The sequence below is a fragment of the Nonomuraea sp. NPDC049758 genome, assembly GCF_040674635.1.
Taxonomy (GTDB): Bacteria; Actinomycetota; Actinomycetes; order Streptosporangiales; family Streptosporangiaceae; genus Nonomuraea.
The window spans coordinates 99148-121244 of sequence record NZ_JBFAMZ010000003.1 but is presented as its reverse complement, the minus strand read 5'-3'; the positions used below and the strand labels follow the sequence as shown (position 1 = coordinate 121244).

Genomic DNA, 22097 nt, shown 5'->3' with positions numbered 1-22097 from the left:
ACATTTCTCCCCTGGACTATCAGGAGGAACTGTGGTCACCGACAATCCACCGACGCTCGACGCGATGCTGACACAGGACGACGTGACGGCCGCCCAGGCCGACGCCACCCGATGGCGGTACGGTTTCCTGGTCGTCGTGGCGGGCATCGTCGCGATCCTGATCGCCTTCGGCGCCGCGGTGTTCGCCACCAAGGAGTTCGCCGCGTTGTTCGCGGGCGTGGCCGGGGTGGTGGGCACGATCATGGGCGCCTATTTCGGCGTGCAGGCCGGCCAGTCGGGGAAGGCCAGAGTCGAGGCCGAACTGGCAAAATCCCAAGAGCTGGTGGTGCGCCTGGCGGCCTACGTCGGCACCCAGAACGCGCCCCGGGTCATCGACGAAGTTCTCGGCCGTCGCCGAAGCTGAGGAGCCATGCGTAGCGTCCGAATCGGAGTGGACACCGGGGGCACGTTCACCGACGTCGTGGCGGTGGACGAGCAGACCGGTGAGATCGTCACCACCAAGACCCCCTCGACGCCCGCGAACCCGGCCGACGGGTTCGTCGCGGGCATCGGGAAGCTGGGCGAGCTCGACGTCGCCTCCATCGTCCACGGCACCACCGTCGCGACGAACCAGCTGCTCGAAGACCGCATCGGCAACCTCGGGTTCATCACCACCGAGGGCTTCGAGTTCATCCTGGAGATCGCCAGGCAGAGTGTGCCGGACGGCTACGGCAACTCCTACTTCTGGGTCAAACCGCCGCGGATCGTCCCCGTGCACCTCGTCAGGACGGTCGGCGGCCGGCTCGACCACCTCGGCAACGAGGTGCGGCCGTTCTCCGAGGAGCAGGCCGTCGAGGCCGCGCGCTGGCTCAGGTCGAAGGGGATCACCGCGGTCGGCGTGTGCTTCCTGCACTCCTACGCCAACCCCGAGCACGAGCGCCGCATGCGCGAGATCCTCTGGCGCGAGCACCCGGAGGCGGTGATCTCGCTCTCCAGCGACGTGCTGCGCGAGTACCGCGAGTACGAGCGCTCGATCACCACGCTGGTGGACGCCGCGGTCAAGCCCGCCGTGCGCGGCTACATCGCCGGGCTGTCCAACCGGCTCGGCATGCCGTTCTCGGTGATGAAGTCCAACGGCGGCGTGCTGTCGGCGCGCGAGGTCGTCAACCAGCCGATCACCACCGTGCTGTCGGGCCCGGCGGCGGGCGCGCTCGGCGCGGCGCTGATCGCCTCCACGGCCGGGCACCCGTCGGTGATCACCCTCGACGGCGGCGGCACCTCGACCGACGTGGCCGTGGTGATCGACGGCGAGCCGTCCCTGACCACCGAGGGCACGGTCGGCCGGTACCCGTGCAAGATCCCGATGATCGACATCGTCACGGTCGGCGCGGGCGGCGGCTCGGTGGCCTGGATCTCGCCCGAGGGCACGCTGAAGGTCGGCCCCCGCTCGGCCGGCGCCGATCCGGGGCCGCTGTGCTACGGCAAGGGCGGCTCGGAGGTCACGGTCACCGACGCTCACGTGTTCCTCGGCCGCATCCCGCCCCACCTGCTGGGCGGCGAGATCCCGCTCGACGCCGACGCCGCCCGCCAGGGCGTCGAGGCGCTGGCCGACAAGCTCGGGCTCAGCCCCGAGCGCACCGCGACCGGCATCCTGGAGATCAGCGCGTTCAACCAGAGCAACGCGATCCGGCAGCTCACCGTCAAGCGCGGCCTCGATGTACGGGACTTCCCGCTGGTGACGTTCGGCGGGTCGGGGCCGCTGCTGGCCTGCCGCCTGATCGACATCCTGGGCCTGCCCGCCGTCGTCGTGCCGCGCGACCCGGGCAACGTCTCGGCGTTCGGCCTGCTCACCGTCGACGTCAAGAACGACTACGTGCGCACGTACGTCACCCGCGACCTCGCGCTCAAGACCGCCGCGCAGATCTTCCAGGAGCTGGAGGGCCAGGCCGCCGAGGCGCTCGACCGCGAGGGCTTCGACGACCCGGTCCACGTGCGCAGCGCCGACCTGCGCTACTACGGGCAGGCGTTCGAGGTGCGCGTCGCCGCCCCGGCGGGCCCGCTCGACGACGACTGGAAGCGCACGGTGATCGACGCCTTCCACGACGCCCACGAGAAGCTGTACGGGTACGCCTACCGCGACGACCCGCGCCACGGCGTCGAATGGGTCAACCTGCGCGTCTCGGGCATCGGTCCCATCACCCGTCCGGCGATCCGGCGGCTGGACAAGCCGGGGGAGGGGGCCACCTCGGTCCGTCCCGTGCACTTCGAGGAGACCCGCGACACCCCGATCCACCAGCGGGCCGCGCTCGGGCCGGGCGCCACCGTCCAGGGCCCGGCGGTCATCGAGGAGTACGGATCGACGATCCCCGTGCACCCGGGCTTCACCGCGAAGGTGGACGAATACGGAAATGTGGAGATCCGACGTGATTGATCCGATCCTGGTGGAGATCGTCGAGGGCACGCTGGCCTCCGTCGAGCGGGAGGTCGAGACGGCCATCGCCCGCACGGCCCGCTCCCCGATGATCCGCGACGCGCACGACTTCCGCGCCGGCATCCACGACGCCCGGCTGCGCAAGCTCACCGGCCGCTCCTACAGCGCGCTCGTCCAGCCGATCGTGCGCGACTTCCCGATCGAGACGATGAAGCCCGGCGACGTCTACTTCCACAACGACGTCTACCTGTCCGAGGGCGGGATCGGCCACCTGCCCGACCTGTGCGTCACCGTGCCGGTCTTCCACGACGGGGCCGTGGTGGCGTTCGTGCAGGCGTTCGGCCACCACGACGACATCGGCGGCGCGGTGCCCGGCTCGATGCCCTCGCACGCCCGCTCGGTGTACGAGGAGGGCCTGATGATCCCGCCGATCAAGCTGTGGGACCAGGGCGTGCCGAACGAGACCGCGCTGCGCATCATGACCCGCAACTCCCGCATGCCCGACTCCCTGGCCGGCGACCTCGACGCCGAGTGCTCGGCCTGCCTCATGGGCGCCCGCCGCCTCGGCGAGCTGTTCGACCGGTACGGCAGGAAGGCCGTCGAGGAGTGCTTCGACGCGATCGTCTCCAAGACCACCGAGACCTTCCGCAGGGAACTGCTCGCCAAGATCCCCGAAGGCATGTACGTCTGGGAGGACTACGCCGAGCACGACGGCGTCGACGAGCCCCGCCTGCACGCCCAGCGCATCACGCTCACCGTCGACCACGCCGCCGACGCGCCGCTCACCATCGACTTCACCGGCACCTCGCCCCAGGCCAAGGGCCCGATCAACCACGCGGGCGACTACGCCGACGGCGTCTTCCTGAAGAAGTGGCTGGCGCCGGTGCTGCGCAACCTCGCCGACACGCCCGAGCGCATGGCCGAGCTCGACGTCAACGAGGGCGTCGTGCCGCTGATCAGGATGGTCTTCCCGGAGAAGGGCACGCTGCTCACCCCGGTCTTCCCGGCGCCCACCAACGCCCGCACGTTCGTCATCCTGCGCCTGCTCGGCGTGCTGGCCGGGGTGCTGGCCAAGGCCACCGGCGGACGCATGCCCGCCGATCAGGAGACCATCCGCTACACCGGCGTGTACGGCAGCGACGCCGACGGCACGCCGTACCTGATGCGCGAGGTGCTGGGCGGCGGCTCGGGCGGCCGCTGGTACGCCGACGGCGAGGACACCATCCACGTCGTCCCCGACTCGCGCAACATCCCGGTCGAGTTCGCCGAGGCGCGCTGGCCGTTCCGGGTGGAGCGGCTGGGGCTGGCCTGCGACTCGGGCGGCCCCGGCATGTTCCGCGGCGGCCTCGGCTACGACAAGCACATCAGGATGCTCAGGGACGCGTCGTACATGTCGATCGCCGACCGGTCGATCCTGTCGTGCTGGGGCGTCAACGGCGGCCTGGCCGGCCGCCCGTTCCGGGTGGAGATCGCCGGCAAGGAGATGGACGGCCTGGTGGACGACCACCCCGTCCAGGCCGGCGACCTGATCCGCATCCGCACCACGGGCGGCGGCGGTTGGGGCTCCCCCTACGACCGCGACCCGAGGGCGGTGGCGGCCGACGTCCGCGACGGCAAGGTCTCGATCGCCGGCGCCCTGGGCGACTACGGCGTGGTCCTCGACGGCGACCGCATCGACGAACGCGGCACCGCCGAGCTCCGCGCCCGCCTCCGCCCGCCCACGGACCGCTTCTTCGACCGCGGCCCCGGCTACCCGAGGCTGTCCGGCGGCAGGACGTTCGCGGAGGTGGACGAACTGTAGGGAACCGGCGAGGGCTACCCCTCGTCGAAGCTGGCGAAGTAGGTGGCCACCATGTCCTGGTCGCCGTGCCCCTGCGCCTCGGCGCGGCGCAGGCGCTCGCCGGCCGCCGCCACCATGTCCAGCCGCACCCCGGCCGACTCGCCCGCCTCGGTGATCAGCCGGGTGTCCTTCTCGGCGTTGTGCACGGTGAAGGACGGCTCCAGGTCGCCCTCCAGGATGGCCTTCGACTTGGCCTGGAAGTAGACGTTGTCGAGCGGGCCGCCGGTGATCACCTCGCGGACCAGGCCGGGGTCGACGCCGAGCCCCTTGGCCAGGGCCAGGGCCTCGGCCACGATGCCGGTCATGGAGATGGCGTAGCTGACGGCGGCCATCTTGAGCCTGGTGCCGGTGCCCTGGGCGCCGTCCTCGCCGAGCCACAGGGTGCGCGCGCCGACGGCGTCGAACACCGGGGCGAGCGCCTGCCTGGCCGGCTCGGGGGCGGCCGCCAGGATGAGCAGCGTGCCCTGTTCGGCCGGCTGCCTGGTGCCCTGGACGGGCGCGTCGGCGAAGGTCAGCCCGTGCTCGGCGGCCAGGGCGGCCAGGCGGCCGACCGCCGCCACGCCGACCGTGCTCATCTGCGCCCACACCTGGCCGGGGCGCAGCGCGGGCGCGGCGGCGGTCATCGCGTCGTGCACGGCGTCGCCGTCGCTGAGCATCGTGACGATCACGTCGGCGCCCTCGACCGCCTCGGCGGGGGAGCCGGCGACGACGGCGCCGTCGGCCGCCAGCGGCTCGGCCTTGCCCCGCGTGCGGTTCCACACCCTGACCGGCAGGCCGGCCTTGAGCAGGTTGCGGGCCATCGGAGCGCCCATGAGCCCGGTGCCGAGCAGTGCGACTTCAGTCATGAGGATCAGCCTACGACGGCCCGGTCCGGCGGCTTCGGCGAGGTACGGCGTCCGGATGCGAGGATGGCGGCCATGGGACCTTCGCGGATCGTCGCCGTACGCCACGGGGAGAGCCAGGCGAACCTGGCGCACGCGCGGGCCGGCGACCGGCCACTGGTCTACGAGCGGGGCGACCACGAGGTGACGCTGACCGACCTCGGCCTGCTCCAGGCGCGGGCGCTCGGCCGGATGCTGGCCGGGCTGCCCGCCGGCGAGGCGCCCGAGGAGGTGTGGTGCTCCCCCTACCTGCGGGCCCTCGACACCTGGAAGGCCGCCCACGAGACCTGGGGCGCCGGCGCGCTGCCGGTGACCGTGGACGAGCGGCTCAGAGACCAGGAGTCGGGCGATTTCGCCAGGTTCAACCTGGCCGCCATCGGCGAGCGGTTCCCCGGCGAGGTGCGGCGGATGCGGGCCGAGGGCCCCTACGCCTACCGTCCGCCCGGCGGCGAGTCGCTGGCCGACGTGGTGGCCCGGCTGAAGGACTTCCTGCACGGGCTGCGCGCGGCGGCGGACGGGCGGCGGGTGCTGATCGTCGCCCACGACTCGGTGGTGCTGGGCCTGCGGCACGTCATGGCCGGGCGGGACGACGCCGACCTGGCCGACGTCCTGCGCTTCGCGCCGGTGCTGAACGCGTCGGTGTCGGTCTGGCGGGCCGCGGGCGGAGGGTTCGAGGTGGTGGCGTTCAACGACGTCACCCACCTAGATCCCGCTTGAGCCGCAGCAGCCGCGCCCGCCGCGCGTGGGCCTGCCCGGTCAGCACGGCGCTCACCGCCACGAACGCCAGCCCGAGCGCCAGCGCGCCGGTGGCCACGGCGGCGACTAGCACGGTGGTGAGCAGGGCCGCCGCCAGGGCGATCCAGCCGGCGATCACCCGGTCGCGGGCGAACAGCGGCGTTCTGCGCGTGCTCAGCCAGCCGCCGTAGCAGGCCCAGGCCAGGCAGAACGCGGTGAGGGCGGCGAAGGCCAGGTGGGTGCGGCCGGGCAGCGGGCCGGGCTCGGTCCACCACAGGGCGCAGACGAAGACCGTCCCGGCGGCCCCGGCGAGCAGGGCGGTCAGCGCGCGCACGCGCCGCCACGGCGACAGCGACGGTTCGAGGCGCTCGATGATCTGGTCGGCGGTCAGGCGCGGCTCATCGGTCATGGTCGATCTCCTTCAGGTGGTCGCGCAGGAGGCGGCGGGCGCGGCTGAGTCTGGACTTGACGGTTCCGGCGGGGATGCCGCAGATCTGGGCGCACCCCTCGACCGGCAGGTCCTCCAGGTAGTGCAGGACGAGGATCTCCCGCTCGGGAGGCGGCAGGGCGGACAGGGCGGCGAGCAGGCCGGCGCGGTCGACGACGGCCTCGGCGGGGTCCTCGGTCACCGGTTCCGGCTCGGCCGCGCTCTCCGCCCTCGCGTACTCCGCACGCAGGCGGTCGGTGACCGCCCGGCGGGCGATGGTGAACAGCCAGGGCGCGAACCGTCCGGGCGCGCGCAGCCGGGGCAGGCCGCGCACGACGGCCGCCCAGATCTCCTGGGCGACGTCGTCGGCGCGCTCGGCGTCCAGCATGCGCCGGACGTAGGTCCAGACCGGGGTGTGCCAGCGGCGTACGAGTTCGGCGATCGCCGCGCGCTCGCCCAGCTGGGCGCGTACGACGAGCAGCTCATCTGTCATGTCGTCCTTCCGTCACCCTGCTCAGTCGGGCGGGAGGGCGACCCGGTTCACGTCTCGACGACGAGATCGGCGCGCTCGCGGGTGCGGTCGGCGGCGAACCAGGCCCGTTCGGCGGCGAACCACTGCCGCCACCGGGGTTCGAGCTCGGGGCCGTCGCGGTCGAGGACGCGCCGCAGCCGCACGGCCTCGGGGGCCTCCACCCAGACGGTGAAGGCCAGCAGGCGGGCGGCCGACCGGCGGGCGGTGCCGACGCCCTCGACGACCAGCACGGGCGCGGCCGGCACGGCGACCTGGTCGGCGTAGCGCTCGCGCACCCAGTCGTAGCGGCGGAAACCGGCCGGGCGGCCGTGCCGCAGCGGTTGCAGGACCTGCTCGTCCAGCAGCCGGAACCAGGCGCCGGGGCCGTCGTCCCAGTGGACGGGGAACTCGTCGCTGTGGATCACCTGGCAGCCGAGCGCCGCGCCGAGCCGGCCGGCGAACGTGGTCTTGCCCGAGCCCGCCGGGCCGTCGACGGCCACCAGGCGGACGGGCCCGCAGGAGGGCGGCAGGGCCTGGATGCGGCGGGCCAGGGAATTCACCGGACCAGGGTAGGCGATGGTGGACGGCCGCCTGAGAGAATATTCTTCCGGCCCAACGCAAGCTGGAGGTTGACCTTGCTCGGACCCCTCGGCGACGTCGTCGTCCTCGATCTGTCCAGGGCCCTCGCGGGGCCGCACGCCGCGCAGATGCTCGGCGACCTGGGCGCCCGGGTGATCAAGGTGGAGCATCCGGACGGGGGTGACGACTCGCGCGGATGGGGGCCGCCCTTCGTCGGGCCCGACCACGACATCTCGACCTACTTCCTGGCGGCCAACCGCAACAAGCAGTCCATCGCGGTCGATCTCAAGTCCGCCGAGGGCAGGCAGCTCATCGAGCGGCTCGTCCGGCAGAGCGACGTGCTGATCGAGAACTTCCGCACCGGCGTGCTCGACCGGCTCGGCTTCCCCGTCGAGCGCCTGCACGAGCTCAACCCGCGCCTGGTCGTCCTGTCGATCACCGGGTTCGGCCACGACGGGCCCGAGGGCGGCCGGCCGGGCTACGACGTGATCGCCCAGGGCGAGGCGGGGCTGATGTCGCTGACCGGGCCCTCGCGCGAGGAGCCGTACCGGGTGGGCGCCTCGATCGCCGACCTGCTGGCCGGCATCCACGGCGCGTACGGCGTGGCGGCGGCCCTGTACGAGCGCGAGCGCACCGGCCGGGGCCGGGTGGTGCGCACGTCCCTGCTGGCCGCGGTCACCGGCGTCCACTCCTACCACGGCACGGCCTGGACGGTCGGCGGCCAGGTCCCCGGCGCCAACGGCAACCACCACGCCTCCATCGCCCCCTACGGCGCCTTCCGCTGCGCCGACGGCATGCTGCAGATCGCCGTGGCGAACGACGGCCAGTGGAAGAAGGTCGCCAAGCTACTCGACATCGACCCTGATGTGGCGAAATATGCGACCAACAGGCAGAGATTCGCACACCGGGACGAGCTGATCGCCGACATGGAGAAGGCCCTGGCCGACCACGACCGCGCCCACTGGCTGGCCAGGCTGGGCGAGGCCGGCGTGCCCGCGGGCGCGATCAGGTCGATCGACGAGGTCTACGCCTGGGAGCAGACCCGCTCCCAGGGGCTCCTGGTCCAGGTGGACCACCCCGTGCTGGGCCCGATCGAGCTTCCCGGGCCGCCGCTGCGCTTCGACGGCCTGCCCGCGGCCGAGCACACCGCGCCCCCCGCGCTCGGCCAGGACGGCGAGGCCGTGCTCGCCTGGCTCGAAGAGCGGGAGGGATGATCGGCAATTCCCGGCTCCGGCATGTACCCTCGTGCGTCACCATGGCATCATCGGTTGATCGTTAGGAGCGATAGTGAGCCGTCCGGACGCGCGCACACTGATCGAAGCGGTCCTCGACAGGGGGTCGTGGAAGTCGTGGGACGCGCCGCCCGCCGATCCGGCGGAGCCCGGCTCCTCCTATGCCGAGGAGCTGGCCGCGGCCCGCGTGAAGTCCGGCTACGACGAGTCGGTGATCACCGGCGAGGGGCTGCTCGACGGCCGCAGGGTCGCCGTCGTGGTCTGCGAGTTCTCCTTCATGGCGGGGTCGGTCGGGGTCGCCGCGGCCACCCGCATCGCGGCCGCGGTCGAGCGCGCCACGCGTGAGCGGCTGCCGCTGCTGGCCGCCCCGGCCTCGGGCGGCACCCGGATGCAGGAGGGCGCGCTGGCGTTCGTCCAGATGGTCCGGATCACCGTCGCGGTGCAGGAGCACCGCGCGGCCGGGCTGCCGTACGTCGTCTACCTGCGCCACCCGACGACGGGCGGCGTGCTGGCCTCCTGGGGCTCGCTCGGGCACGTCACGGCGGCCGAGCCGGGGGCGCTGATCGGGTTCCTCGGGCCGCGGGTGTTCGAGGCGCTGCACGGCTACCCCTTTCCCGAGGGCGTCCAGGTGGCCGAGAACTTCTACGAGCACGGCCTGGTCGACGCCGTCGTGTCGGCCGACGACGCCCGCAGGGTCGCGATCCGGGCCCTTTCCGTGCTGTGCGCCGCGCGTACCGGCGTCGAGGCGGGCGAGCCGCCCGCGGAGGACCTGCGGCCGGTGGAGGCGTGGGAGGCGATCACCCGCTCACGCCGCGACGACCGTCCGGGCGTGCGCACGCTGCTCAAGCTCGCCGCCACCGACGTGACGCCGCTCAGCGGCAGCGGCGCCGGCGAGAACGAGCCGGGGCTCGTGCTGGCGCTGGCCAGGTTCGGGTCGGCGCCCGCCGTGGTGCTCGGCCAGGACCGGCGAAGACAGCGCCGGCGCTCGCCGCTCGGCCCGGCCGGGCTCAGGGTGGCCAGGCGCGGCATGCGCCTGGCGGCCGAGCTGGGGCTGCCGCTGGTCACCGTGGTCGACACCGCGGGGGCCGACCTGTCGAAGTCGGCCGAGGAGGGCGGGCTGGCCGCCGAGATCGCCCGCTGCCTGGCCGAGCTGGTCACCCTCGACGCGCCGACCGTGTGCCTGCTGCTCGGCGAGGGCGCGGGCGGGGCGGCGCTGGCGCTGCTGCCGGCCGACCGGGTGTTGTGCGCGCAGCACGCCTGGTTGTCGCCGCTGCCGCCGGAGGGCGCCTCGGCCATCCTCTACCGGTCGGTCGACTTCGCCCCCGAGATCGCCCAGGCCCAGCACATCCGGGCCACCGACCTGCGGCGCGACGGCATCGTCGACCGGGTGATCCCCGAGCTGCCGGACGCCGCCTACGAGCCCAGGCAGTTCTGTGAGCGCGTGGGGCGGGCGCTGGAGCACGAGATCGCCAAGCTGCTGGAGGTGCCGCCGGCCGACCGCCTGGCGGCCCGCCTGGCCCGCTACCGCGCCCTGGGGTGACCTCCTACGGCACGGGGATGCGTTCGACGCGGATGGAGAAGACCTCCTCGCGCGGCACGACCACCTCGTACGCGCCGTGGTCGACCATCCAGTAGCCGAGCGCCTCGGCCTTCATGCCGCTGTGGCCGGTGTAGGCGATGTGCAGGCCGTCGTCGTCCTCGTCGAGGACGATGCACGGCTCGCCGCCGAAGGCGCCGACGGTGCGGACGAGCACCAGCCACTCCAGCCGCGACCTGGCCACCACCCGGCGCCAGTAGCCCGAGGCGGGCTCGAAGCCGTCGAGCTCCACCTCGCTGAACAGCACCACCTGGTCGTTGTCGGGGCCGAGCGCGGCCGGCAGCGTACGCTCGCCGAACCGGGCCACGAAGCCGGAGGCGACCGGCGTGATCTCCTCGCTCATGCGGCGGGCCGCCAGGTCAGGCCGTCGTAGCCGGCGAAGGGCCGCTCGCCCTCGCCGGTGACGTGGACGATCTCCGCCCCCGCCGGGATCGGCATCGGGACGGTGTGGAACTGCGGCACCACGTGGTCGGGCGAGGTGGTGAACCCGTTGCCGGCGAACGGCGGCACGTCGCTCCAGTCGCCCCCCATGTGCGGGCCGTAGGGCACCGCGTAGGTGTCGACGTCGCGGGCGTGCCAGCGCATCAGGTAGAGCTCGGGCACCTCGGGGAACAGCTCCGAGCCGTCGAAGGACAGGTCGAGGCCGTAGTAGAGGGCCGCCGGCGTGGTCAGCCTGACGCAGTCCTGGACCCGGTAGACGTAGCCGGAGATCACCGTGCGCTTGCCCGACAGGTACGGCACGAGCAGACGCGGCGGCACGACCTTCTGCATCTGCGTTCCGCTCATGGCTCTACTTTACGGTCGGTTGACCCTTGAGCACCCGGTGATCCAGACACGGGAGCATGGCCCTGGCGGTGGCCGTCCATTCGGTGTCGAGGCGGACGAGCTGGACCCCCGGACCGGTGCCGAGGTCGGCCCGGACCACTCCGAGCGGGTCGACCAGCATGCTGCGGCCCACGCCGAACCCGTCCTTCGACTCCTCCGGGTTGGGCGCCTGGCCGACGGCGGCCGTCCACATCGTGTTCTCCAGGGCCCGTGCGCGGACCAGCGTGACCCAATGGTCCTCCTTCAGCGGGCCCGACCCCCAGGCGGCGATCACCGCGAACAGGTCGGCGCCCTTGTCGACCAGCGCCCTGGTCAGCTCGGGGAAGCGGATGTCGTAGCAGGTGACCAGCCCGACGCGGAGCCCGGCCAGCTCGACCACGGCCGGCTCGGCGCCCGGCGCCACCAAATCGGACTCCTTGGAGCCGAAGGAGTCGAACAGGTGGATCTTCCGGTAGGCGGCCTTGATCCCGCCGTCGGGGCCGATCGCCACGGCCGTGTTGTGCACCTTGGCGCCGGCCGGGCCCTCGCCCGGCTCGAACACGCCGGCGATCACCGCCAGGCCGTGGGTGCGGGCCGCCTCCGCCAGCCCCGACACGAACGGCCCGTCGAGCGGCTCGGCCAGCTCGGTGACGCGCCTGCCGTAACGGGTGAGCGTGGCCTCCGGGAAGATCGCCAGGTCGGCCCCCTCGGCGCGGGCGAGCGCCTCCCTGGCCCTCTTGAGGTTGGTGGCCGGGTCAGGAGAGACCGGAATCTGGCAGAGGGCGATTGTGGTCACGGCCCGACTCTAACCGGTTGGGCACCAGTCGAAACCAGGTCAGGCACCGCCAGATCCACTCAAGTGGGCCGTACCGAAATCTGGTGAGCCACCAGCCGCTGAACAACGTCTGCGCCACCACGGTCGTCAGCGCCACCGCGAGCACCGGCCAGCGGGTGGCGCCGGTCTTCAGCGGGACCGTGCACAGCGCGATCACCGCCGTGCCCGTGACGTAGTTCGTCAGCGCCATCCGGCCCAGCGGCTCCAGCAGGGCCGACGACCACGGCCGCAGCGCCAGCAGCAGCCCGCCGGCGTACGCCGCCGCCCCCGACAGCGCGGCCACGCTGTAGACGGTCCAGTCGCCCGCCCCCGGCGCCTCGGCGACGCCCGCCCAGGTGACCGTCAGCACCAGGGAGGTCAGCGCCGAGGCCGCGAACACGGGCGCCAGCAGGGTCCGCGGCGGGCGCAGCCGCATCAGCCCCATGCCGACCAGGAACAGTCCGGGGATGAGCGACGGGCCCGCGCCGTGCCAGGTGGCCCAGACGGTCGCCACGACGCCGAGCGCCAGCACCGGCAGGCCGCCCGGCAGGAACGAGGCGGGCAGCAGCACCACCAGGCCGTAGAGGGCGTAGTCGGTCAGCACCTCGCCCTCGTAGAAGGTGTGCTGGAGCAGGCCGAAGCAGGCCAGCCAGGCCAGCCGGCGGGCCAGCGCCCAGCGGCTTCCCGAACGGTCGAGGAACAGCACGAAGCTGATGCCGAACAGCAGCGAGAAGATCGGGTAGAAGCGGCTCTGGAACAGCGCCTCGATCGTGCGGTCGATGCCGGTGTAGGGCTCGTGGCTCGCGTGCTGCCAGGTGTTGACCAGCATGATGCCGCCCACCGCGAAGCCGCGGAGGGCGTCCAGCTCACGGATGCGCGTCACAGGAACCAGGTGAACCACCATACGAGGAATCCGGCGCCGGCGACCGCCGCCACGATGTGCGGCCACCGCCGATCGTGGAACAGGGCCGCGACGCTCAGCACGGCCGAGGCCACCGCGATCCACGTGTACAGGCCGCCGACCGAGACGGGGACGCCGACGGCCAGGGCCGTCTCGTTCCTGCTCGCCATACCGTAGACGGCCTGGCCGGTCAGCCCGGCGAACGCCACGCCGGCCAGCCCCGCGAAGGCGGTCACCGACCTGCCGCGCAGCGCGCCCGCGGCGAGCTGGACGAGCGAGACGAGCGCGAACAGCGCGAAGGGCGCGGCCAGCCAGGGCGCCTGCGAGATCCGGTACGGCGCGCCGGTGACGTGCGTGTCGGCGAGGCGGAGCGTCGGCGGCCGGGCCGGGTCGGGCTCGCACGGCTTCGGCGACACGCGGTCCGGGGCCTCGACGAACTCGGCGATGTGCTTCCTGGCGCACGCGCTGGTGAGGAAGACGGCGTGGCTGCCGCGGAACGTCTCGAACCGGGCGCCGGGGATGGCTTCGGCGGCGGGCCCGGCCGTCCTGGCGGGGGTGGTGGGGTCCCGGTCGCCGCCGACGACGTAGACGGGGGCCTTGGGGACGGCGTTCACGGGAGCGGATTGGGGAAGTTGCCACGCATCACACACCTCTTTGTCCGCGTTTACCGTGAAAAGTCGGGATCTGGTGGTGAAGGTGTTGAACGGCACCTCGTCCTGGCACTGCACCGCGTGGTACAGCCCGAACTCGTGCGACACCAGCCCCTCGCCCACCGCGTCGGCCAGCGGCCGCAGCAGCTCGTCGTGCCCCTCGGCCAGCCCGCCGACCAGCGCGGGAGCCACGGCCGACACGTCCGCCTCGTGCAGCGCCTCGGCGAGGACGGTGGCCACGTCGTCGCCGGACATCGTCGCCGTGAACGGCCGGCCGAGCAGCGGATCGGTGGTCGGCACCCGGGCGGGGGAGCGGTTGAGCCCGGCCACCACCCGCTCGAAGGCGTCGCCCGCGCCGAGCGCGGCCACGGTGTCACGGAGATTGCGGTCGGCGTCGTCGTACCAGGCCACGGACTCGGGCAGGAACGAGTCCAGCACGACCGACCGCACGCCCTGCGGGTCGGCCGCGGCGACGTCGGTCATGACGCGGGTGGAGTAGCTGACGCCGAACAGGTTCCAGGAGGGGTGGCCGAGCGCCTGGCGCAGGGCGACCACGTCGGCGGCGATCTCCTTGGTGTTGTAGCCGCGCAGGTCGATGCCCTGCTCCTGGAGGCGGGCGCGGCAGCGCCGGGCCGCCGCGCCCACGTCGGCGGGCGGCCTGCGCAGCCGTCCGAGCAGCGCCTCGGCCGTCTCGGGGCAGCCCAGCACCGGACGGGAGTACTTCCCGCCGCGCTGCTCGATCGTCACCACGTCGCGGTCGGGGAACATCTGGCTCAGGAACCCGGTGAGCTGCAGCGACGACGACGCCGGCCCGCCGCCCATGTAGACGATCGGGTCGGGCTTCCGGCCGGGGGCCGTCGAGGTGTGCACGGCGTACCCGACCTTGATGGTCCGGCCCGGCGTGTCGCGGCGCTCGGGGACCAGCAGGAACCCGCAGACGGTGTGCTCCGGCACGGCGACCGGGCAGGGCGCGGCCTCCACGGGAGGGGGCGTGTCAGACGTGACGAGGGGAACGCTCAGGGCGAGGGCTAGCACGACCCGGATGATCACGAGACGAGACTAATAGTGTGGGGGCGTGACCGAACCACTTGTTTCCAGGATGCGCGCCTTCGGCACGACGATTTTCGCCGAGATGAGCGCGCTCGCCGTGCAGACCGGGTCCATCAACCTCGGACAGGGCTTCCCTGACACCGACGGCCCGGCCGCCATGCTCGACCGCGCCGTGCAGGCGATCACCTCGGGCGCCAACCAGTACCCGCCGGGGCCCGGCGTGCTGGAGCTCCGGCAGGCGGTCTCGGAGCACCGGATGGCCCACTACCGGCTCGACTACGACCCGGCGGGCGAGGTGCTGGTCACCGTGGGCGCCACCGAGGCCATCGCGGCGAGCGTGCTGGCGCTGTGCGAGCCGGGCGACGAGGTGATCGCGTTCGAGCCGTACTACGACTCCTACGCGGCCTCGATCGCGCTGGCCCAGGCCAGGCTCGCGGCGGTGACGCTGCGTCCGGTGGACGGCCGCTTCACCTTCGACCCCGACGAGCTGCGCGCCGCCGTCACGCCGCGTACCCGGGCGATCCTGGTCAACTCGCCGCACAACCCGACGGGGACGGTCTTCACCAGGGACGAGCTGACGGTCATCGCCGAGCTGTGCCAGGAGCACGGCCTGATCGCGATCACCGACGAGGTCTACGAGCACCTCACCTTCGACGACGTCGAGCACGTCCCGCTGGCCACGCTGCCCGGCATGCGCGAGCGCACGGTCATGATCTCCTCGGCGGGCAAGACGTTCTCGGTCACGGGCTGGAAGACCGGCTGGGTGTGCGCGCCGCCCGAGCTGGTGCGGGCGGTCTCGACGGTCAAGCAGTTCCTCACCTTCACCGCGAGCGCGCCCTGGCAGCTCGCGGTGGCGTACGGGCTGCGCACCGAGCTGGAGTGGGTGGCCGCGCTGCGCGCCGGGCTCCAGGACAAGCGCGACCGGCTGATGGACGGGCTGGCGGCGGCGGGCTTCGAGGTGTTCGGGCCGGCGGGCACGTACTTCGTGCAGACCGACATCCGGCCGCTGGGCTTCACCGACGGCCTGGAGCTCACCCGCCGCCTGCCCGAGCTGGCCGGGGTGGTGGCCATCCCCACGCAGGTCTTCTACGAGCACCCCGAACGCGGCCGGCACTTCGTCCGCTTCGCGTTCTGCAAGAAGGACGAGGTCATCGACGAGGCGGTGACCCGGCTCAAGCGCCTGTCGCAGGGGTAGCCCGGCGCAGGCCGTCGAACAGCACGGCCAGGGCCCTGGCCCGCAGGTCGTCGCTCCAGTTGTGGTGCTGCGCCGCCAGGCAGGCGGCGCTGAGCAGGGCGAGCAGCTCCGCCATGCCCACGTCCTCGCGCACCGCCCCCGCCCGCTGCGCCCGCTCCAGCAGCGCGCCGATCGCGCCCCTGATGTCGGGCGCGCCCGCCTTGGCGTCGATGCCGGCGCTGGCCAGGGCGTCCACCAGGATCTTCTTGACCGTCGAGTAGGCCACGATGCGGTCGAAGAACTCGAAGAAGGCCGCTCCGGCGTCGGCGGCGCCGGCCAGCTCTTCGGCCATCTCGGCCAGCCGCTCCTGCCGGTCGGCCACGATCGCCGCGTACAGGGCCTCCTTGGTGGGGAACTGGCGGTAGATCGTCCCCACGCCCACGCCGGCCAGCGCGGCGATCTCACGCATCGAGGCGTCGAGCCCGTCGCGGGCCAGCACGACCTCGGCCGCCTCCAGCACACGGGCGCGGTTGCGCCGGGCGTCGGCACGCATGGGCCCTCCTCGCGTTGACATCCTCGCGTTGACATCCGGAACCGTTGTTCCGTATCGTTCCCCGCATCCAAGCGGAACAGTCATTCCGATTCTAGGGGCATTCGTGCACTTCCACACCATGGGACGTTCCGGGCTGCGCGTCTCCCGCGCCTGCCTCGGCACCATGAACTTCGGCACCGAGCACGGCCTGGCCGCGGGCGACGCCGCCGAGGCGGGCCGCGTCATCGACGCCTACCTCGACGCGGGCGGCAACTTCATCGACACCGCCGACCTCTACCACCGGGGCGAGACCGAGGAGATCGTCGGCCGGGCGCTGCGCGGCAGGCGCGAGTGGGTCGTGCTGGCCACCAAGGGCGCCATGCCGGTCGGCCCGGAGGGGCGGGGCCTGTCCAGACGGCACCTCACCCGCGCCCTGGAGGCCAGCCTGCGCCGCCTCGGCACCGACTACATCGACCTCTACCAGTGCCACCAGTGGGACCCGGGCACGCCGATCGAGGAGACGATGGCCACCCTCGACGGCTTCGTCCGTTCGGGCAAGGTGCGCTACCTCGGCTGCTCCAACTTCACCGCCGCGCAGATCGTCGAGGCGCAGTGGGCCGCCGAGCGGGCGGGCGGCACGCCGTTCGTGAGCCTGCAACCGCAGTACTCGCTGCTCCAGCGGGTCGTCGAGGCCGAGATCCTGCCCGCCTGCGCCCGGTTCGGCCTCGGCACGGTGGTGTACGGCGCGCTCGGCGGCGGCGTCCTGACCGGCCGCTACCGGCGCGGCGAGATCCCCGACCCGGACAGCCGCATGGGCCGTCTGCTCGGCGCCGCGATGCCCGGCGCGGCCCGCTGGGCGCAGTCGCTGCTCAACGACCGCAACCTGGCCGTCGCCGAGGGGCTGGCCGAGGTCGCGGCCGAGCTGGGAGCCGACCCGGCGGCGGTCGCCCTGGCCTGGGTCGCCGGACGTCCCGGCGTCACGTCGGTGCTGCTCGGGCCGCGCTCGGTGGGGCAGCTGCGGGAGAACCTGGCCGCCTTCGACCTCACCCTCCCGCCGGAGGCGGCCACCCGCCTGGACGACCTCTCCGACCCCGCCCACACCCCCGCCGACGGCTCCTTCTTCCACCTCGTCCCCCGCTGACCCCGGTCACGAGGTGAGCTTGACCGGGAGGCGGCGTTGGCGGATGGCGGTGCGGACGGCCTTGGCGAGCTGGTCGTACTCGGCCGCGCGGGCCGAGGAGGCGCGGTAGGCCAGGCCGATCGTGCGGCCGGGGGCGGGGGCGGCGAAGCGGCGCAGCGCCAGGCGTACCCGCTTGCCCGTCTCCACCGGCACGGCCGACTCCGGCAGCAGCGTCACGCCGAGGCCGCCCGCCACGAGCTGCACCAGCGTCGGCAGGCTGGTCGCGTACGTGGTCGCGGTGGCCCGCGCGCCCACCTCGCGGCACACGTCTATGGCCTGTTCGCGCAGGCAGTGGCCCTGGTTGAGGAGCACGATGTCCAGGCCCTTGAGCGCGTCGCGGTCGAGCGGCGCGGGGTCCGCGGCCAGGGGGTGGTCGTGGGGGAGGGCCAGCAGGAAGTCCTCGTCGTAGAGCGGCGTCTCCACCAGGCCGCCCACGTCCGTCGGCAGGGCGAGCAGGACCAGGTCGAGCCGCCCCTCGCGGACCTCCTCCAGGATCGTCTCCGTCTTGGCCTCGTGGACGGTCAGCTTGAGCTGCGGGAAGCGCTGGGCGAACATGGGCAGCAGCGCGGGCAGCACGTACGGCGCCACGGTGGGGATCACGCCGAGGTGGGCCGGGCCGCTGAAGGGTTCGCGGTTCTGGGCGGCCTCGCCCATCAGGTCCTCCACGGCGGCCAGCACCCGCCAGGCGTGCTCGGCCACGCGCTCGCCGGCGGAGGTGAGCAGCACCTTCCGGGTGGTCCGCTCCAGCAACTGTGTGTCCAATATCTCCTCCAGTGAGGAGATATTTCCGGACAGGGTGGGTTGGCTCATCTTCAGTGCCGTCGCCGCCTCCCTGAAGTGGAGATGCTCGGCCACGGCGAGGAAGGAACGCAGCTGAGCGAGGGTGGGCATGGGCTCACTGATAGGAATCACCTCTCAGATTGGTCCAACTACTCGATTTCTCGAATCAATGCTAGGTGCGGCAACGTAGGTGCCCTGACCCGCACTTCCTCCGAAGGAGTAGGAACTTGCTCACCGTCGGTGACCGCTTCCCCGAGTACGAACTCACCGCCTGCGTCGACCTCGACCCCGACAAGGCGTTCGCTGAGATCAACCACAAGACCTACGAGGGCAAGTGGCGCGTGGTGTTCTTCTGGCCGAAGGACTTCACGTTCGTCTGCCCGACCGAGATCGCCGAGTTCGGCCGTCTCAACGGCGAGTTCGCCGACCGTGACGCCCAGGTGCTCGGCGTCTCGATCGACTCCGAGTTCGTGCACCACGCCTGGCGCAAGAACCACGAGGACCTGCGCGACCTGCCCTTCCCGATGCTGAGCGACATCAAGCGCGAGCTGTCGCAGGCCTGCGGCGTGCTCGGCCAGGACGGCGTCGCCCAGCGCGCCACGTTCATCGTCGACCAGAACAACGAGATCCAGTTCTCGATGGTGACCGCCGGTTCCGTGGGCCGCAACGTCAAGGAGGTCCTGCGGGTCCTCGACGCCCTGCAGTCCGACGAGCTGTGCCCGTGCAACTGGAACAAGGGCGAGGCCGGCCTCGACGCCCAGAAGCTGCTGGCCCAGTGAGCGTCGACACCCTGAAGTCGCTCCTGCCCGACTACGCCAAGGACACCAGGCTCAACCTGGGCTCGGTCACGACCACCTCGTCGCTGACCGACCAGCAGCTCTGGGGCACCGTCCTGGCGTGCGCCCTGGCCACCAGGTCGGCGCGGGTCATCGCCGAGCTCTCGCAGGACGCCGCCGGCCACCTGTCGGCCGAGGCGTTCACCGCCGCCAAGGCGGCCGCGTCGATCATGGCGATGAACAACGTCTACTACCGCGCCACCCACCTGATCGGCGACGACACGTACGCGACGCTGCCGGCCAGGCTCCGGATGACCGTGATCGGCAACCCGGGCGTGGACAAGACGGACTTCGAGCTGTGGTGCCTGGCGGTCTCCGCGATCAACGGCTGCGGCCGCTGCCTGGAGTCGCACGAGCAGGTGCTGCGGGGCGCGGGGATGCCGCGTGAGCAGGTCCAGGAGGCGCTGCGGGTGGCCGCCGTGATCAACGCCACCGCCGCGACCCTGGAGGCCGAGGCCGCGCTCCAGACGGTCTGACCTTCCCACGGAACCGCGGAACCGCGAACCGCGAAAGCGTGAACCGCCCTGCGGACCGCGAAAGCGCGAACCACGTAACCGCAGACCGCGTAACCGCAGGACCGCGAAGGCGGGCGCCCGTACGGGCGCCCGCCTTCGGCGTGCGCGGGGGTGCTAGCTGCTCTGGGGTTCGTCGAGCGGGGTGAGCGCCTGGCTGGCCTGCTCGTGCTCCAGGCCCGTGGCCTGCAACAGGTCCACCGCGATCGACCGCAGCTGCGCGATGATGACGTGTGCCGAGAAGCCCAGCCGCTCGGGCCGTTCCCGGCCGGCCACCGCGAGCAGCGCCTGCCGCGCCAGCAGGGGATCGCGTCCGGCGGCCAGCTCCAGCTGCAGCAGCAGCGCCGCCTCCGAGACCTCCCGCATCGCCTCGGCCAGCGCCGTGGGCGGCGGGCTCGCCTCGCCCAGCGCCGCCAGCGTGCGGCGGACCATCACCCGGGCGTTGCGCAGGGCCAGGTCCACGGGGACGGCGGCGGTCTCGTACCGGGCCAGGGCGGCCCGGCGATGCCAGTGCAGCGGCGAGATCATGGTGATCTCCTTGCTGGTCTCCAGCGCCATCGCGAACTCCTCGACGGCGGCCTGCGTCGTCCGCGCCTCCTCCAGCGCCTCGGCGGCCAGGTCGACGTCCCGCTTCTCGATCGCCTCCGCCGCCTGCTCCAGGACGGTGGACAGCGCGTCCAGCACCCCCGACAGGTGTTTGGCCGCGATCGTGAACGGGCTGGCGGGCATCAGCGCGACCGCCGCGACGCCGATGACGCCCCCGGTGAGGGCGTCGGCCATGCGGTCGAGGCCGCCGGCGTTCTCGCCGGGCAGCAGCGTGGCCACCAGCACCGCCGACGAGCCCGCCTGCGCGACGAACAGCGCCCCGCCGTTGAGCAGCAGCGCGACGGCCATGGCCAGCCCGACGACCAGCGCCAGCTGCCAGGGACCTGAGCCGATCCAGGACACCAGCAGGTCGCCGACGCCGACGCCGAGGCTCACGCCGACCACCAGCTCGGCGACGCGCCGCAGCCGCTGGCCGAGCCCCACGCCGACGCAGATCAGCACGGAGATCGGGGCGAAGAACGGCCGGGCGTGCCCGAGCAGGTCGACGGCGACGATCCAGGCCAGCGCCGCGCCCACCGCGCACTGCACGATCGAGGGCGCCATGAGACCGAACGTGCCCAGTCGTTCCCTTACGTGATCGCTGAGCCTCGTTCGCACCTTTTCACCTTGGCGGATCTTTGTGACATTGAGGTCACGTTTGCCCCGTGACATCCGGCTGAACCGCGCCGGGGGCGAGCCGCCTACGGACGAGCACGATGACCGCCACCACGACCGGCGTGGCCATCCACAGGTACGTGGAGTCCTCGCCGACACCGAACGCCAGGACAGCGCTGACCGCCCACAACACCCCGCAGCCCCAGTACACCCAGGCCGAGGTGGCCATGCGCCGCCTGCTCGCGTGGGCGTTGAGCAGCCCCTGCGACAGGGCCAGCGTGAAGAGCGCGCCCTGGCAGAACATCAGGAGCGCCTCGGTCCCCGCGAACAGCGCCAGCGCCAGGCCCTTGGACGCCTGCACGTCGATGTCGGCCGCCGACATCTCGCTCCACAGGTTCATCGTGTACGGCAGGAACGCCGAGCACAGCAGCAGCGGCACGTGCAGCAGCAGGACCGGCTGGGAGACCCGGTGGAGCTGGTCGAAGAGCGTGTGGTGGGCCCGCCAGCTGAACCACAACATGAGGAAGGCCAGCGCGAACGCCGCGAACGAGCCCTGGTGATGGCTCAGGAAGCCCGCGAGGTCACGGAAGTCGTCCTCGGCCGGGCGGGGGATCTCCAGGACGAGCAGCGTGATCGCGATCGCGAAGACCGCGTCGCTGAACATCCCGACCCGCTCCGGGGTCATGCCGGGACGGGGGGCCGGTGCGGGGCTGGACACAGCGGGTCTCCGTGAATCGTGGGGGGACGACCAGCATAGAGGTCCGGAACTGCCTGGAGCTCACCTGTCCAGGAAGGCGTCCACCGCGGCCAGGAAGGCGGCCCGTTCGGTGACGTGGACGAGGTGCCCGGCCTCGATCGTGACCAGCTCGGCGCCGGGGATCAGGCGGGCCAGCCCGGGGGCGTCGAACGGGCTCAGCCGTCCGCCCGACAACACCAGCGTGGGCGCCGTGATCTTCCCCAGCTCGGCGGCCAGCGCCGGGTCGGGATCGACGATGTACGGCTCGGTCTGGTGCATCATCCGCCAGTCGAAGCCGGTGGAGTCGTCCTCCACGAGCGGCTGCCGTCCCTCGATCGGGTACGGCGCCGTGACGTCCTCCAGCACCAGCCGCTCGACCCGCTCGGGGTGGCGCATGGCCACGTGGTAGGAGACCATGCCGCCGAGCGAGTGCCCGACCAGCCGGACGCGGTCGAGGCCCAGGTGGTCGAGGAGCGCCACGACGTCCTCGGCCATCGTGTCCACCGCGTACTCGCCCGGACGGTCGCTGGCCCCGTGGCCGCGCAGGTCGGGGGCGAGGACGCGGTGACGGGCGGCGAAGTGCTGGGTGATGCCGTTCCAGTCGTTGTGGTTCGCGGTCCTGCCGTGAACGAGGACCAGCGGCGGAGCGGCGGGGTCGCCCTCCTCGCGGTAGACGAGCTTGATGCCGTTGACGTGGGCTTCGCGAATCACATCCG

Annotated in this window: 24 protein-coding genes; 10 read left to right on the top strand and 14 right to left on the bottom strand. The window is 72.6% G+C overall.

Annotation, left to right across the window (positions count from 1 at the left end):
• The first annotated feature begins 64 nt into the window (after positions 1-64).
• The 3 genes from AB0J46_RS08620 to AB0J46_RS08610 are packed head-to-tail and all read left to right on the top strand — an operon-like array spanning position 65 to position 4211.
• Positions 65-403 carry a hypothetical protein gene (locus AB0J46_RS08620; protein WP_352363898.1) on the top strand — a complete coding sequence of 113 codons (339 nt, stop codon included), beginning with the start codon at positions 65-67 and terminating at the stop codon, positions 401-403.
• Positions 404-409: 6 nt separating this feature from the next.
• A complete protein-coding gene (locus tag AB0J46_RS08615; RefSeq protein ID WP_364328303.1) occupies positions 410-2410 on the top strand; it encodes a hydantoinase/oxoprolinase family protein in 2001 nt (666 codons plus the stop codon).
• Positions 2403-4211 (top strand): hydantoinase B/oxoprolinase family protein, encoded by a 1809-nt coding sequence (locus AB0J46_RS08610; RefSeq protein ID WP_364328300.1) that lies wholly within the window; start codon positions 2403-2405, stop codon positions 4209-4211. The genes AB0J46_RS08615 and AB0J46_RS08610 overlap by 8 nt, the downstream gene beginning before the upstream one ends.
• A 14-nt stretch (positions 4212-4225) precedes the next feature.
• Here the strand turns inward: AB0J46_RS08610 and AB0J46_RS08605 are convergent, their stop codons facing one another.
• On the bottom strand, positions 4226-5095 hold the full coding sequence (locus tag AB0J46_RS08605; protein WP_364328297.1) for an NAD(P)-dependent oxidoreductase: 870 nt from the start codon (positions 5093-5095) through the stop codon (positions 4226-4228).
• 72 nt (positions 5096-5167) lie between these two features.
• On the opposite strand from AB0J46_RS08605, the gene AB0J46_RS08600 reads away from it, so the two are divergent.
• Complete coding sequence (locus AB0J46_RS08600) at positions 5168-5848, top strand: histidine phosphatase family protein (protein WP_364328294.1); 681 nt, start codon at positions 5168-5170, stop codon at positions 5846-5848.
• Here the strand turns inward: AB0J46_RS08600 and AB0J46_RS08595 are convergent.
• Genes AB0J46_RS08595 through AB0J46_RS08585 form a run of 3 tightly spaced genes read right to left on the bottom strand, consistent with a single transcriptional unit; the run spans position 5826 to position 7364 of the window.
• On the bottom strand, positions 5826-6275 hold the full coding sequence (locus tag AB0J46_RS08595; RefSeq protein WP_364328291.1) for a hypothetical protein: 450 nt from the start codon (positions 6273-6275) through the stop codon (positions 5826-5828). The genes AB0J46_RS08600 and AB0J46_RS08595 overlap by 23 nt on opposite strands.
• On the bottom strand, positions 6265-6786 hold the full coding sequence (locus AB0J46_RS08590) for a sigma-70 family RNA polymerase sigma factor (RefSeq protein ID WP_364328288.1): 522 nt from the start codon (positions 6784-6786) through the stop codon (positions 6265-6267). The genes AB0J46_RS08595 and AB0J46_RS08590 overlap by 11 nt, the downstream gene beginning before the upstream one ends.
• 47 nt (positions 6787-6833) lie before the next feature.
• Positions 6834-7364 (bottom strand): AAA family ATPase, encoded by a 531-nt coding sequence (locus AB0J46_RS08585; RefSeq protein WP_364328285.1) that lies wholly within the window; start codon positions 7362-7364, stop codon positions 6834-6836.
• A gap of 75 nt (positions 7365-7439) precedes the next feature.
• Here AB0J46_RS08585 and AB0J46_RS08580 point away from each other — a divergent pair, with 75 nt between their 5' ends.
• Both AB0J46_RS08580 and AB0J46_RS08575 read left to right on the top strand, forming a co-directional pair.
• Positions 7440-8597 carry a CoA transferase gene (locus AB0J46_RS08580; protein WP_358284925.1) on the top strand — a complete coding sequence of 386 codons (1158 nt, stop codon included), beginning with the start codon at positions 7440-7442 and terminating at the stop codon, positions 8595-8597.
• Positions 8598-8670: 73 nt separating this feature from the next.
• On the top strand, positions 8671-10155 hold the full coding sequence (locus AB0J46_RS08575) for a carboxyl transferase domain-containing protein (protein ID WP_364328282.1): 1485 nt from the start codon (positions 8671-8673) through the stop codon (positions 10153-10155).
• Between the two features lie 4 nt (positions 10156-10159).
• On the opposite strand, the gene AB0J46_RS08570 is transcribed toward AB0J46_RS08575, so the two are convergent.
• Genes AB0J46_RS08570 through AB0J46_RS08550 form a run of 5 tightly spaced genes read right to left on the bottom strand, consistent with a single transcriptional unit; the run spans position 10160 to position 14431 of the window.
• Complete coding sequence (locus AB0J46_RS08570; protein ID WP_352363918.1) at positions 10160-10555, bottom strand: hypothetical protein; 396 nt, start codon at positions 10553-10555, stop codon at positions 10160-10162.
• Positions 10552-10998, bottom strand: coding sequence for a hypothetical protein (locus AB0J46_RS08565; protein WP_352322420.1), 447 nt, complete (start codon positions 10996-10998; stop codon positions 10552-10554). The genes AB0J46_RS08570 and AB0J46_RS08565 overlap by 4 nt, the downstream gene beginning before the upstream one ends.
• A 4-nt stretch (positions 10999-11002) precedes the next feature.
• Complete coding sequence (locus AB0J46_RS08560) at positions 11003-11812, bottom strand: carbon-nitrogen hydrolase family protein (RefSeq protein WP_358284933.1); 810 nt, start codon at positions 11810-11812, stop codon at positions 11003-11005.
• On the bottom strand, positions 11772-12713 hold the full coding sequence (locus tag AB0J46_RS08555; protein ID WP_364328276.1) for a DUF418 domain-containing protein: 942 nt from the start codon (positions 12711-12713) through the stop codon (positions 11772-11774). Before AB0J46_RS08555 ends, AB0J46_RS08560 begins: the two co-directional genes overlap by 41 nt.
• Positions 12710-14431 (bottom strand): alpha/beta fold hydrolase, encoded by a 1722-nt coding sequence (locus tag AB0J46_RS08550; protein WP_364328273.1) that lies wholly within the window; start codon positions 14429-14431, stop codon positions 12710-12712. Before AB0J46_RS08550 ends, AB0J46_RS08555 begins: the two co-directional genes overlap by 4 nt.
• A 25-nt stretch (positions 14432-14456) precedes the next feature.
• Here AB0J46_RS08550 and AB0J46_RS08545 point away from each other — a divergent pair, with 25 nt between their 5' ends.
• Positions 14457-15626, top strand: coding sequence for a pyridoxal phosphate-dependent aminotransferase (locus AB0J46_RS08545; RefSeq protein WP_364328270.1), 1170 nt, complete (start codon positions 14457-14459; stop codon positions 15624-15626).
• Here the strand turns inward: AB0J46_RS08545 and AB0J46_RS08540 are convergent.
• The gene (locus tag AB0J46_RS08540) at positions 15604-16158 is read right to left on the bottom strand and encodes a helix-turn-helix domain-containing protein (RefSeq protein ID WP_358284939.1); all 555 of its coding nucleotides are present in this window, start codon (positions 16156-16158) and stop codon (positions 15604-15606) included. The two genes, AB0J46_RS08545 and AB0J46_RS08540, sit on opposite strands and share 23 nt — an antisense overlap.
• A 103-nt stretch (positions 16159-16261) precedes the next feature.
• Here AB0J46_RS08540 and AB0J46_RS08535 point away from each other — a divergent pair, with 103 nt between their 5' ends.
• Positions 16262-17278 (top strand): aldo/keto reductase, encoded by a 1017-nt coding sequence (locus tag AB0J46_RS08535; protein ID WP_364328266.1) that lies wholly within the window; start codon positions 16262-16264, stop codon positions 17276-17278.
• Between the two features lie 6 nt (positions 17279-17284).
• On the opposite strand, the gene AB0J46_RS08530 is transcribed toward AB0J46_RS08535, so the two are convergent.
• Positions 17285-18208, bottom strand: a complete 924-nt coding sequence (locus AB0J46_RS08530) for a LysR substrate-binding domain-containing protein (RefSeq protein WP_364328263.1) — start codon at positions 18206-18208, stop codon at positions 17285-17287.
• A gap of 116 nt (positions 18209-18324) precedes the next feature.
• Here AB0J46_RS08530 and AB0J46_RS08525 point away from each other — a divergent pair, with 116 nt between their 5' ends.
• Positions 18325-18876, top strand: coding sequence for a peroxiredoxin (locus AB0J46_RS08525; RefSeq protein ID WP_357964755.1), 552 nt, complete (start codon positions 18325-18327; stop codon positions 18874-18876).
• Positions 18873-19409, top strand: coding sequence for a carboxymuconolactone decarboxylase family protein (locus AB0J46_RS08520; RefSeq protein ID WP_364328259.1), 537 nt, complete (start codon positions 18873-18875; stop codon positions 19407-19409). Before AB0J46_RS08525 ends, AB0J46_RS08520 begins: the two co-directional genes overlap by 4 nt.
• A 153-nt stretch (positions 19410-19562) precedes the next feature.
• Here the strand turns inward: AB0J46_RS08520 and AB0J46_RS08515 are convergent, their stop codons facing one another.
• From AB0J46_RS08515 to AB0J46_RS08505, 3 genes are all read right to left on the bottom strand, one after another.
• Entirely contained in the window at positions 19563-20594 is a 1032-nt protein-coding gene (locus AB0J46_RS08515) for an FUSC family protein (protein ID WP_358284948.1), read from the bottom strand.
• Between the two features lie 88 nt (positions 20595-20682).
• Positions 20683-21363, bottom strand: coding sequence for a TMEM175 family protein (locus AB0J46_RS08510; RefSeq protein WP_364328255.1), 681 nt, complete (start codon positions 21361-21363; stop codon positions 20683-20685).
• 60 nt (positions 21364-21423) lie between these two features.
• Positions 21424-22092: an alpha/beta fold hydrolase gene (locus tag AB0J46_RS08505; RefSeq protein WP_364328252.1), complete on the bottom strand. Its 669-nt coding sequence runs from the start codon at positions 22090-22092 to the stop codon at positions 21424-21426.
• Between the last annotated feature and the right edge of the window lie 5 nt (positions 22093-22097).

Coding starts and splice junctions, on each gene's coding strand:
- AB0J46_RS08620 (WP_352363898.1), top strand. CDS start 65: ATGCTGACACAGGACGACGTGACGGCCGCCCAGGCCGACGCCACCCGA.
- AB0J46_RS08615 (WP_364328303.1), top strand. CDS start 410: ATGCGTAGCGTCCGAATCGGAGTGGACACCGGGGGCACGTTCACCGAC.
- AB0J46_RS08605 (WP_364328297.1), bottom strand. CDS start 5,095: ATGACTGAAGTCGCACTGCTCGGCACCGGGCTCATGGGCGCTCCGATG.
- AB0J46_RS08600 (WP_364328294.1), top strand. CDS start 5,168: ATGGGACCTTCGCGGATCGTCGCCGTACGCCACGGGGAGAGCCAGGCG.
- AB0J46_RS08595 (WP_364328291.1), bottom strand. CDS start 6,275: ATGACCGATGAGCCGCGCCTGACCGCCGACCAGATCATCGAGCGCCTC.
- AB0J46_RS08590 (WP_364328288.1), bottom strand. CDS start 6,786: ATGACAGATGAGCTGCTCGTCGTACGCGCCCAGCTGGGCGAGCGCGCG.
- AB0J46_RS08570 (WP_352363918.1), bottom strand. CDS start 10,555: ATGAGCGAGGAGATCACGCCGGTCGCCTCCGGCTTCGTGGCCCGGTTC.
- AB0J46_RS08565 (WP_352322420.1), bottom strand. CDS start 10,998: ATGAGCGGAACGCAGATGCAGAAGGTCGTGCCGCCGCGTCTGCTCGTG.
- AB0J46_RS08540 (WP_358284939.1), bottom strand. CDS start 16,158: ATGCGTGCCGACGCCCGGCGCAACCGCGCCCGTGTGCTGGAGGCGGCC.
- AB0J46_RS08530 (WP_364328263.1), bottom strand. CDS start 18,208: ATGCCCACCCTCGCTCAGCTGCGTTCCTTCCTCGCCGTGGCCGAGCAT.
- AB0J46_RS08515 (WP_358284948.1), bottom strand. CDS start 20,594: ATGGCGCCCTCGATCGTGCAGTGCGCGGTGGGCGCGGCGCTGGCCTGG.